An 11003-nucleotide genomic window follows, 5' to 3' on the forward strand; every position below is an offset into this window, starting at 1 on the left:
GCGGGGTACCGTCTTCGGGCACTACATGGATCTCACGACCCAGTGGGCGGATTGTAGCTCAGACCCCAATCTACCATTACCTCCCGCATGTCGGAGGGCAAAGGCGCATGTAAGACCAGTTGCTGTCCACTCACGGGGTGCGAGAACGCCAGCCGGTACGCGTGCAGCGCTTGCCGCCCCATTTCCCCCACCAGCGACCCACCGTAAAGCGCATCGGCCACCAGGGCATGCCCTATGAAAGCCATATGGACGCGAATCTGATGGGTGCGCCCCGTGTGCAAGGTGCACTCGACCCAACACCCTGAGTCGGCCGACTCCAGCACGCGAATATCGGTGCGCGCCGCCTTGCCTGCATGGACCGCCAAATCAACCACCGCCATGCGCAGTCGATTACGCGGATCGCGGCCAATGGGCGCAGCCACCGTTCGCACGGCGGGGCCAGTCCACGGCTTGTGCGCCAAGGCCAGATATTTGCGACTGACCTCCCGGGCGGCAATCATGCTGACCAGCGCGTCCATGGTAGACCGATCTCGCGCCACCACCATCAGGCCACTGGTGTCCTTGTCCAACCTGTGCACGATTCCAGCCCGAGGCACCAGAGCTGCACGGGCATCGCGCCCCAACAGCGCATTGAGCAGTGTTCCACTCCAGTTGCCGGGCGCAGGATGCACCACAAGGCCCGCCGGCTTATTCACCACCAGCAAGTGTTCATCCTCATACACCACATCAATGGGAATCTGCTCGGGTCGGAACGCTTGACTCTGCAACGTGGGCCGCATTTCCAATGCCACCACGTCACCCGCCTTGACCTTGAACGCGGGCTTGGATATCGGCTTGCCATTGAGCGCCACCAGCCCCTGCCCCAGCAACTGCTGCAGGTAGCTGCGCGAAAACTCTGGAACCAGTTCAGCCAAAGCGCGATCGACTCGCTCGCCATGCAGCGCCGCGCCAATCGGCACAGACCGAATCTCGCTCTCGCCCTGAGTGCCTTCCACCAGCTCGGCATCCAGCGACTCATCCAGGCTGGGCATCAGCTCAGAGGAGTTGACCGGTTGGGAACCCTCCACGCCAGACCCCAACTCGACGGCCACACCCTCCAAAACGTTCAAAGGGGCTTGCGCCCCTTTGACTGACTTGACCTTGCCCACGCTCAGCGCGCAGCCAGGTAACGAGCCGGATCCACCGGCTTGCCCTGGCGGCGTATTTCGAAATGCAGCTTGACACGGTCCGCGTCGGTATTACCCATCTCGGCAATTTTTTGGCCACGCCGCACCGTTTGGTCTTCTTTGACCAGCAATGCCTGGTTGTGGGCGTAGGCCGTCAAAAACGTGTTGTTGTGCTTGAGGATGATCAGGTTGCCATAACCACGCAAACCCGCGCCTGCGTACACCACACGTCCGTCCGCTGCGGCCAGGACAGGGTCACCGGCTTTGCCGGCGATGTCGTAGCCTTTGTTTCGCACCTCATCAAAACCGGCCAACAGCGCGCCGGAAGCGGGCCAGATGAAAGCGACTTCTTCGTCGCCCGCAGCGGCTGGCGAAGCAGCGGGCGCAGCGGCTGGTGCCGAAGCCGCTGACGCGGTGGAGGCGGGCGCAGAAACCGGCGCCTTGGGTGCACTTGCTGCGCTGGCAGCAGAGGCAGGCGCAATCGAAGACGACGCCACCGGGCGCGTGACGACGCCGGTATCCGCAGCAACAGCGGCTGCCGCTGCACTGGGCGGCGCGGGCACGGTGGATGTGACACGAAGCACCTGCCCAACTTCGATCAGGTTGGGGTTCTCCAGATTGTTCCAGCGGGCGATGTCTTTCCAGCCCTGACCTGTTTCCAGGCCAATGCGAATCAGGGTGTCTCCGGGCTTGACGGTGTAATAGCCGGGCTTTCCAGCATTTTCAGCACCGGGCAGAGGCTTGATGGGTGTCGCGACGACAGTACCTGGCTGAACGCTGGGGCTGGACGCATGGTTAGAAGATGTTCCGCGATCTTCCACAGGAGCCTTGTTCAGCCGGGTGCCGCAGCCTGCCAGCAGAACTCCCGCCAGCGCTACGGTAAACCCAACCACAAGACCACGCGATACGAACATAAGCAATTCCCTTTAGGCAATCCCCGATTTTAGGGGGACAAAATGAACGGGTTCGAGCACGTTTTGTTTCAAACCGTGCGCACTTTTGTCGATTACAAGCAACATTTGCTGGCCACCGGCGACAGCCATAGGCGCAACAAGTCGTCCACCCACCGCCAACTGGTCGCACCAAGCCTGAGGCACAGAATCCCCCCCGGCTGCAGCGATGATGGCGGAGTAAGGCGCCCCGCTGGGGTAGCCGAGCATTCCGTCGCCAAACATCAGGTGCACATTGGCCAGCCGAAAAGGGCGCAGGTTGTCACGCGCTTTCTCGTGCAGGCTGCGAACCCGCTCCAGTGTGTAAACCTCGCGGGCCAGCAAACTCAACACAGCCGCCTGGTAGCCGCACCCCGTGCCTATTTCCAGCACCCTCCCCAGCCCTGCCGTGCGTGCGACTTCGGCGCCGAGCAACAGTTCACACATGCGGGCAACGATGCTGGGTTTGGAGATGGTTTGGCCCATACCGATGGGCAAACTGGTGTCTTCATAGGCTTGGTTGCCCAGGGCGCTGTCCACAAACCTGTGGCGCTCTACCTGGCCCATGGCCTGCAACACCTGGGGTGACGTCACCCCCCCAGCTGCCAGCTTTTGGACCATTCGTGTCCGAACGGCCGCCGAATCCAGCCCCACGCCCACGGCCATGGCGGCGATAGGTCTGGCGCCCAAGGTTGCAGATCTTTGAGAGGGCGCTCCCGCAGGGGTCGTCGCAGACCCTGGCAGCTTGGCCGGAAACCCAGGGCGCCGCTGCATCAGCGAACGCCCTCGACCTCGACAGAGGCCTGCATGCGCGCGGCAGTCTGCGCCCAGTAACCAAGGTTGTCGTGATCGGTCAGATCCACTTTCAGGGGGGTCATGGATACATGCCCCTGCGCCGTTGCGTGGAAATCTGTGCCCTCCGCGTCATCCTTCGCGGCTCCCGCTCCCCCGATCCAGTACATCTTCTCGCCGCGTGGGCTGTCTTGAACAATCACCCGCTCCGCTGCATGGCGGCGGCCCAGGCGGCACAGCTTCAGCGGCTTGAGCGCTTCCAGAGGCATATTGGGGATATTGACGTTGAGCAACCACGGCGCAGCGTCTGAAGACTCTGCAGGGTTCACCAAACGGTTACCCATGAGCTGCTGAACGATTTCACGCGCCTTTGCAGCCGCAGACTCAATCTCTCCCCAGCCCTTGTCCACCTGCGAGAACGCAATCGCCGGGATACCAAACAGATACCCCTCCATGGCAGCGCCCACAGTGCCGGAGTAAATAGTGTCATCACCCATGTTGGCACCGTTGTTGATGCCAGACACGACCAAATCGGGCCGGTAGCCCAACAGCCCCGTCAGCGCAATGTGCACGCAGTCTGCCGGGGTGCCATTCACATAACGAAAGCCGTTGGCCGCCTGATGCACGTACAGCGGCGAATGCAAGGTCAAGGCGTTCGACTTCGCGCTGTTGTTGTGCTCTGGAGCCACGACCTCAACGTCTGCCAGTGTTTTGAGCGCCTCGTACAACGCCACAATGCCGGGCGCCTGGAAGCCGTCGTCGTTGGAGAGGAGAATTTTCATGGGTTGCTGGTGCTGAATGAGGCGAATTGTAGGGTGGGCATCGCATCTGCGTTCCCGCCCAGCGCTGCGCAGCAGACGCAGATCAACCGATGCAGCCAGCCCACGACAGACCACACCACGCCCACGTCGCTCGTGGGACATCGACGCACAGCACCCCCACCTATCATTTGACTTCACACAAGATCAACGGAGACGCACCCCATGCACGCTTGGCTTTGCACCAACCCCACTGGCGTTGAAGCGCTGACCTGGACCGAACTGCCCACCCCCACCCCCAAGGCGGGCGAGGTTCTCATCGAAATCAAGGCAGCCAGCCTGAATTTCCCGGACCTGCTGATCGTGCAGAACAAGTACCAGATGAAGCCCCCCCTGCCCTTTGTGCCCGGGTCCGAATACGCAGGCACCGTGGTCGCAGTGGGTGAAGGGGTGAAGCACCTGCAGGTGGGCCAAAACGTAGCCTGCCTGTCTGGCACCGGCGGCTTTGGCACCCACACCATTGCCCCAGCCGCACTGTGCATGCCGCTGCCACCCGGGTTTTCGGCAGTGGACGCTGCCGCATTCATCATGATTTACGCCACATCGCACCACGCGCTGGTAGACCGCGCGCAACTCAAGGCCGGTGAAACCGTGCTGGTGCTGGGCGCTGCCGGGGGGGTGGGCACGGCCGCCATCCAAATCGCCAAGGCCCTGGGCGCCCGCGTGATTGCCGCGGCTTCCAGCGATGAAAAGTGCGCGCTGTGCACCTCCATCGGCGCGGATGCCACCATCAACTACAGCAAGGAAAACCTGCGCGATGCCATCAAGACCCTGACGGATGGCAAGGGGCCTGATGTGATCTACGACCCCGTCGGGGGCGACTTTGCCGAACCGGCTTTCCGCTCCATCGCCTGGCGGGGGCGGTATCTGGTGGTGGGCTTTGCATCGGGCCCGATTCCAGCGCTGCCCTTCAACCTCGCGCTGCTCAAGGGCGCATCGATCGTGGGCGTGTTCTGGGGCGAATTCGCCAAGCGCGAGCCCAAGGCCAACGCAGCCATGATGGCCGAGCTGGCCCAGTGGTATGGGCAAGGCAAGATCAAGCCCGTGATTGACCGCACCATGCCCATGGCGCAGCTGCCCCAGGCCTACGCCCACATGGGCTCACGCGGGGTGATGGGCAAGCTGGTGATGGTGAACTGACGCTAGGAACGGGCCCAGCCGCCACAAAGGGGGGCGCTTACGGCTGGGCTGTGTCACACTCGGGCACCCCGTTGCCCTTGATACTGGTGTCCGCACATGGCAGACCGTCCCCCCTACGAAATCGCGCGTGAAACGCTCAAGCAACTGGCCACCCGCAGGTTGGCACCCACCCCGGACAACTACCTCGCCATTTACGACGAAATTGCGGGCAGCCGCAGTTTCCAGCCGTTTCCAGAGACGCAGTTGAGCAGCATCCAGCGCGTGCTGCCTGCGCAAACCCCGGGGCAAAAACGGCTTCTCACCCAATTTGAAAGAGCCATCGCCAGCAAAGACTGGTCAGCACTGCAAAGCGTGCTGGTGGGTTACGCCAACCTGGGGCTCAGCCCATTGGCGGCCTCTCCTGTGGTGAGCGAACCTGCGGCAGTGCACATTCTTCCCGCTGACTTTGCCGAAGCACTCGCGCGGCTGATTGACAACACGCTGCCTGCGCTGGGCGAAGACGATGCCCGGGTGCACGACATGGCGACGCAGCTCATCACCTTCTTGCGTGAGCCCGATCCACCGCTGTCCACCGTGCAGCTCATGCTCAGCAACTTTACCTACCGGCTCTCATTCGCCACGGAGGATCAGGCCGCCATCCGCGCCAGCCTGCTGCAGTTGCTGCACATGATTTTTGAAAACATCGCAGTACTCAGTGTGGACGACCGCTGGCTGCGCGGACAGGCCGAATCGCTCATGGCCGCCTCTACCCCACCGCTGACGCTGCGGCGCCTGGACGATGTACAACTGCGCCTGAAGGACGTGATCTTCAAACAGACCGAAGCCAAGGCGCGCGCCGCCGAAGCCCAGGAGCAGATGAAGGACATGCTGGCCACGTTCATCGAACGCCTGGCGCAGATGACGGCCTCCAGCACCACTTATCACGAGACCATGGATCGCTGCGCCGACCTGATCGGCAAGGCCTCCAGCATTCAAGAAATTGCCCCGGTGCTGGCCGAGGTGATGTCCGCCACCCGCGCCATGGCACTGGACACCAAACTCACCCACACCGAGCTGCAGGACTTGCGCGAACGCACCGACGCCAAGCACGCCGAAGTGGCGCGGCTGCAGCAGGAACTCGAACGTGCAAGCACCCAGGCACGGCACGACCCGTTGACAGGCACCCTCAACCGCAAGGGTCTTGACGAAGCCATGGAGCGCGAGATTGCACGCTCGCGCCGCCTGGGCAGCCCGCTGTGCCTGGCGCTGCTCGACATCGACAACTTCAAGAGCATCAACGACCGACTGGGCCACACCGCGGGCGACGCTGCCCTGGTGCACCTGGCCCAGGTCACCCGCGAGGTGATGCGCCCGCAAGACCTGCTGGCCCGCTATGGCGGTGAAGAGTTTGTGCTGCTGCTGCCAGACACCAATGTAGAAAGCGGCGTGGCTGCCATGACCCGGCTGCAACGTGAGCTGACCACGCGCTTCTTCCTGCAGGGCAGCGAAAAAATCCTCATCACCTTCAGCGCCGGTGTGGCCCAGTTGCACGACAGCGAAACCAGCATGGATGCGCTCCAGCGTGCTGACAAGAGCATGTACCTGGCCAAGCGCTCGGGCAAAAACCGCGTGATGGCGGCCTGACGCAGCCCCGGCGCTCCCTGCGTTCACAAGCCCGTTTACCCATGCCCCTGCAGCGCCGCCAGTGGGTCCAGCGTGCCGCCCTGGCGGCTGCGGCCACTGCCCTGCCCCGGTGGGCATGGTTGCAGCCCACACCCCTGGCTGCCAACCCTTTTGCGCTGGGAGTTGCCAGCGGCGACCCTGTGCCCGATGGCATGGTGCTGTGGACGCGGTTGCTGCCCTCACCCGGTGAGCCCCTGCCTGCCCAAACCGTGCACTGGGAGCTGGCACACGATGAAGGATTTGCGCGCATCGTGCAAAAGGGCCAGGCCACCGCAGCGCCAGAGCGCGGCCACAGCGTGCATGTGGAAGTGCGCGGGCTGGAGCCGGGCCGCTGGTACCACTACCGCTTCATGCTGGGGCAGGCTACCAGCGCCACCGGCCGCACCTGCACCGCCCCCGCCCTGCATGCACTGCCGGGGCGCCTGCGCGTGGCGTTTGCATCGTGCCAGCGGTGGGAGCATGGCCACTACGCCGCCTGGCGCCATGTCTGCAACGACCTGCCCGACCTGGTGCTGTTTCTGGGCGACTACGTCTACGAATACGCCACGCCCAAAAACACCGAGGGCCTGGCCCGCACCCACACATTGCGTTATGCCACCACGCTGGCCGACTACCGCGACCGCTACGCCCTGCACAAGAGCGACCCTGCACTGCAGGCCGCCCACGCCGCCTGCCCCTGGGCCGTGACCTGGGACGACCACGAAGTGCAAAACGACTATGCAGGGGGCACGAATGCACAGGCCGATGCCGCGGCCTTCTTGGCCCAACGCGCTGCAGCCTGGCAGGCGTTCTACGAAAACATGCCCTTGCGTGCCACGGCGCTGGCGGGCGCGCAGTTCGACCAGCTGCAGGTGCACCGCCGCCTGCCTTGGGGGCGGCTCGCCCAGTTGCACCTGCTGGACGACCGCCAATACCGCGCCCTTCAGGCATGCCGCAAACCCGGCGCCACCAATGCGGGAGGCATGCGCCCTGCCGACTGCGCCGAACTGGCCGACCCCACCCGCAGCCTACTGGGCCCTGCCCAAGAGCAATGGCTGGACGCTGGCCTGGCCGCAGACGCGAAGAACGACCACACCCGCTGGAGCGTACTGGCCCAGCAAACCCTGTTCTCGCCCCGCCGCTACCCCAGCGGCCAGGTGGCCACCGACGGGTGGGATGGCTACCCTGCAGCGCGCGAACGCCTGCTGCAATCCGTTCAGCGCCACAGCCCGCGCAACACGGTGCTGCTGGGTGGGGACATCCACCAAAACTATGTGTGCAACGTGCACGCACCGGGGGCTGACGGCGACCGGCCTGTGCTGGCCAGCGAGTTCTGCGGCACATCCATCAGCTCACGCGCAGGCACCACACAAGACAAGGTGGACGCCATTGCCCGCCACAACCCGCATGTGCTGCTGGCCCGCAGCGAAGAGCGGGGCTATGGGCTGGCAGACATCACCCCAGAGCAATGGACGACCACCCTGCGCGCGGTGGACAACCCCCTGGACCCACAAAGCACAGCCCACACGTTGGCGCAGTTCGTGGTGGAAGACCGCAAGCCCGGCCCCGTGCGCGCCTGAGGGTCCGCTCGCACCACCAGGCTGCCGGGCGAGGGGCGGCCGTGACTCACGGAACCAAGGCTTTGAACAAAAATGGCCTCTAGCGCTTCACCACAAAGCGCCAGCAGCTATTAAAAATATAGCAATCAAGCACCTTGACACCAATGGACTACTCCGCAGACTCGACGCTACGCCTGCTGTCAGACTCGGCTGCGGGCCGGGTGGGTGCGCCATGGCTGAGCGTCGATAGCTCAGGCAAACCCGCCTTGGCAATCTGGTACGCATCCTCGAACGCGTCACGCGCCTCCTGGGCCAGCCAAGGGCCGCCAGCCTGCGCGGGAGCATTGGCCGATTCGGGGTCGGCGGCTTCAAAAAAGGCCCGCGCTGCATCAAACACAGGCTGCACAAGGTTCTCAATGCCTGGGTGCGTCGCAGGCACGGGGCGCTGCTGGCCGATCTGGTGCATCACGCGCGCCAGCGTGTCGAAGTGCGTGGCAATGCGCAACAGCTCTGGCAACTGCGCGGACACATCGCGGTGCATCTGCTGGCGACTGACCTCACTGACAAACGCGCCGATGGCGCGCTGCAAATGCTCCACCGTGCCCAGTTGCAGGGCCAGGCGAACATCGCCCTGCGCGTGGGCGGGGGTGGCATTGCGCGCCAGCGCAAACGCGAGGCTGCCCATGCGCGCCAGCTCATGGCCCAGCGCCTGCAGCGCCAGCACCGGCACGGCCGCCACGTTGCGGTCCAGGTAACGGGGGCGGGCCGCATCCTCGTCTGCTGAGCGGAAACGTGCCAGCAGAAAGCGCACCAGCGGTGCCGACAGCGGCAGCATCAGCAGCACGCCCAGCAAGTTGAACAGGCTGTGGAACAGCACCAGCTGCATCACGGCATCGCCACTGCCCGTGAGCCAGACGCCCAACGCATGGATGAGGCCCAGCAGCGGCGAGAACACCGCCAGCGCCACCACGGCCGTCAGCACATTGAACAGCACATGCGCGGCCGCCAGGCGGCGGGCGTTGGAGGTGGCGCCAATCGCAGCCAGGATGGCGGTCAGCGTGGTGCCCACGTTGGCGCCAACCACGATGCCAGCCCCCGCCTCAACGGGCATCATGCCGCCACCCACGGCCGTGAGCGCCAAAGCCAGTGTGGCCGAGGAGGCCTGCAACACGATGGTGAGCAGCACCCCGACCAACACCGCCAGGGCCACGCCTGCGGCATCGCCGCTGAGCGAGGGCAGAGCCTGCGGCCCCAGCCCCTCAAAGCCCTGCTTGAGCATGTCGATGCCCAGAAACAGCAGCCCAAACCCGGCCACCGCCATGCCCAGTGCGCCGCGACGCGAGCCCTCGCCCGTGAGCTTGAGCGCCATGCCAATGCCGATGAACGGCAGGGCAAACGCGTCAATCCTCAGCTTGAAGCCCAGCCACGCCACCAGCCAGTGACCGTGGAGCCGAAGTTGGAGCCGAACACCACCCACAGCGCCGAGGTGAAACTCAGCAGCCCGGCGTTGACGAAACCAATGGCCGCCACGGTCATGGCCGTGGAAGATTGCACCAGCGCCGTCAGCAAAACACCCGTGAACAGCCCATGCAGCCAGGTCCGCGTCCAGGCCTCCAGCATGCGCTCCAGCGCCCGGCCAGCCGCCAGCTTGAGGCCATCGGTCAGCATGGTCATCCCGAGCAGGAACAACCCGAGGCCGCCCAGCAGAGAAACGAACAGGGTGCCGTAAGACACAGGCGCTGTCATGCCTTGATGCAGCCATCAGCGGCAGGTTGTGCCCAGACAGCCCCCCATGCTCACACGTCAATCGCCGTGGCCGAGCCCGCCTGCTTGCGCAGCTCGAACTTCTGGATCTTGCCGGTGCTGGTCTTGGGCAACTCGCCAAACACCACGGCGCGCGGCACCTTGAAGCCGGCCAGGTGCTTCTTGCAGTGGGCCACGATGTCTTCAGGCGTGGCGGTGGCGCCGGCCTTCAGCTCCACAAAGGCGCAGGGCGTTTCGCCCCACTTGGCGTCGGGCTTGGCCACCACAGCGGCGGCCAGTACGTCAGGGTGGCGGTAGAGCACGTCTTCCACTTCGATGGACGAGATGTTCTCGCCGCCCGAGATGATGATGTCCTTGCTGCGGTCCTTGATCTTGATGTAGCCGTCGGGGTACTGCACGGCCAGGTCGCCGCTGTGGAACCAGCCGCCCGCAAAGGCGTCTTCGGTGGCCTTGGGGTTCTTCAGGTAGCCCTTCATGGCGATGTTGCCCTTGAACATGATCTCGCCCATGGTCTCGCCGTCCCATGGCACGGGCTGCATGGTTTCGGGGTCCAGCACGCGCACGTCGCGCTGCAGGTGGTAGCGCACGCCCTGGCGGGCGTTGAGGCGCGCACGCTCGCCAATATCCAGGTCGTTCCAGGCCTCGTGTTTGGCGCACACCGTGGCGGGGCCGTATACCTCGGTCAGGCCATACACATGGGTCAAATCGAACCCCATCTTTTCCATGCCTTCGATCATCGAGGCCGGTGGCGCCGCCCCTGCCACCATGGCCTTCACGCCCGCAGGCACCCCCACCTTCATCGCATCCGGGGCGTTGACCAGCAGGCCGTGCACGATGGGGGCGCCACAGTAATGCGTGACACCGTGGTTGCGGATCGCATCGAAAATGGCCTGGGCTTCCACCCGGCGCAAGCACACGTTGACACCTGCACGGGCCGCCACCGTCCACGGAAAACACCAGCCGTTGCAGTGGAACATGGGCAAGGTCCAGAGGTAGACCGCGTGCTTGGGCATATCCCACTCCAGCACGTTGCTGATGGCGTTGGTGGCCGCGCCCCGGTGGTGGTAGACCACACCCTTGGGGTTGCCGGTGGTGCCGCTGGTGTAGTTCAGGGCAATGGCATCCCACTCGTCGGCGGGAAGCTCCCAGGCAAATTGCGCATCGCCACTGGCCAGGAAGGCTTCGTAGTCTGTG

The 11003-nt window shown here is 64.4% G+C and carries 10 protein-coding genes; 3 read left to right on the forward strand and 7 right to left on the reverse strand.

What is annotated here, in order from left to right; all coding sequences use genetic code 11:
* Positions 1-32 precede the first annotated feature (32 nt).
* From AADJ04_RS10485 to surE, 4 genes are all read right to left on the reverse strand, one after another.
* A complete protein-coding gene (locus AADJ04_RS10485; protein WP_341239584.1) occupies positions 33-1031 on the reverse strand; it encodes an RluA family pseudouridine synthase in 999 nt (332 codons plus the stop codon).
* Positions 1032-1150: 119 nt separating this feature from the next.
* Positions 1151-2080, reverse strand: a complete 930-nt coding sequence (locus AADJ04_RS10490) for a peptidoglycan DD-metalloendopeptidase family protein (RefSeq protein ID WP_341239574.1) — start codon at positions 2078-2080, stop codon at positions 1151-1153.
* A gap of 12 nt (positions 2081-2092) precedes the next feature.
* Positions 2093-2869: a protein-L-isoaspartate(D-aspartate) O-methyltransferase gene (locus tag AADJ04_RS10495; protein WP_066784623.1), complete on the reverse strand. Its 777-nt coding sequence runs from the start codon at positions 2867-2869 to the stop codon at positions 2093-2095.
* Entirely contained in the window at positions 2869-3669 is an 801-nt protein-coding gene (gene surE / locus AADJ04_RS10500) for a 5'/3'-nucleotidase SurE (RefSeq protein ID WP_341239575.1), read from the reverse strand. Before surE ends, AADJ04_RS10495 begins: the two co-directional genes overlap by 1 nt.
* Positions 3670-3870: 201 nt before the next feature.
* Between surE and AADJ04_RS10505 the strand changes: the two genes are divergently transcribed.
* The 3 genes from AADJ04_RS10505 to AADJ04_RS10515 all read left to right on the forward strand — a co-directional run bounded on the left by AADJ04_RS10505 (position 3871) and on the right by AADJ04_RS10515 (position 8066).
* Positions 3871-4845: an NADPH:quinone oxidoreductase family protein gene (locus AADJ04_RS10505; RefSeq protein WP_341239576.1), complete on the forward strand. Its 975-nt coding sequence runs from the start codon at positions 3871-3873 to the stop codon at positions 4843-4845.
* Positions 4846-4941: 96 nt separating this feature from the next.
* Positions 4942-6468, forward strand: a complete 1527-nt coding sequence (locus tag AADJ04_RS10510) for a GGDEF domain-containing protein (protein WP_341239577.1) — start codon at positions 4942-4944, stop codon at positions 6466-6468.
* 41 nt (positions 6469-6509) lie between these two features.
* Entirely contained in the window at positions 6510-8066 is a 1557-nt protein-coding gene (locus AADJ04_RS10515; RefSeq protein ID WP_341239578.1) for an alkaline phosphatase D family protein, read from the forward strand.
* Between the two features lie 148 nt (positions 8067-8214).
* Here AADJ04_RS10515 and AADJ04_RS10520 read toward each other — a convergent pair whose 3' ends face one another.
* The 3 genes from AADJ04_RS10520 to AADJ04_RS10530 all read right to left on the reverse strand — a co-directional run.
* Positions 8215-9477, reverse strand: a complete 1263-nt coding sequence (locus tag AADJ04_RS10520; protein WP_341239579.1) for a Na/Pi symporter — start codon at positions 9475-9477, stop codon at positions 8215-8217.
* Positions 9453-9791, reverse strand: coding sequence for a Na/Pi symporter (locus AADJ04_RS10525; RefSeq protein WP_341239580.1), 339 nt, complete (start codon positions 9789-9791; stop codon positions 9453-9455). The genes AADJ04_RS10520 and AADJ04_RS10525 overlap by 25 nt, the downstream gene beginning before the upstream one ends.
* A gap of 50 nt (positions 9792-9841) precedes the next feature.
* On the reverse strand, positions 9842-11003 hold a 1162-nt coding region (locus tag AADJ04_RS10530; RefSeq protein ID WP_341239581.1), incomplete at its 5' end, for an AMP-binding protein.

Origin of the sequence: uncultured Acidovorax sp. (assembly GCF_964021665.1) — a bacterium.
Classification (GTDB): domain Bacteria; phylum Pseudomonadota; class Gammaproteobacteria; order Burkholderiales; family Burkholderiaceae_C; genus Acidovorax; species Acidovorax temperans.

Coding starts and splice junctions, on each gene's coding strand:
- AADJ04_RS10505 (WP_341239576.1), top strand. CDS start 3,871: ATGCACGCTTGGCTTTGCACCAACCCCACTGGCGTTGAAGCGCTGACC.
- AADJ04_RS10485 (WP_341239584.1), bottom strand. CDS start 1,031: ATGCCCAGCCTGGATGAGTCGCTGGATGCCGAGCTGGTGGAAGGCACT.
- surE (WP_341239575.1), bottom strand. CDS start 3,669: ATGAAAATTCTCCTCTCCAACGACGACGGCTTCCAGGCGCCCGGCATT.
- AADJ04_RS10495 (WP_066784623.1), bottom strand. CDS start 2,869: ATGCAGCGGCGCCCTGGGTTTCCGGCCAAGCTGCCAGGGTCTGCGACG.
- AADJ04_RS10490 (WP_341239574.1), bottom strand. CDS start 2,080: ATGTTCGTATCGCGTGGTCTTGTGGTTGGGTTTACCGTAGCGCTGGCG.
- AADJ04_RS10515 (WP_341239578.1), top strand. CDS start 6,510: ATGCCCCTGCAGCGCCGCCAGTGGGTCCAGCGTGCCGCCCTGGCGGCT.
- AADJ04_RS10510 (WP_341239577.1), top strand. CDS start 4,942: ATGGCAGACCGTCCCCCCTACGAAATCGCGCGTGAAACGCTCAAGCAA.
- AADJ04_RS10525 (WP_341239580.1), bottom strand. CDS start 9,791: ATGACAGCGCCTGTGTCTTACGGCACCCTGTTCGTTTCTCTGCTGGGC.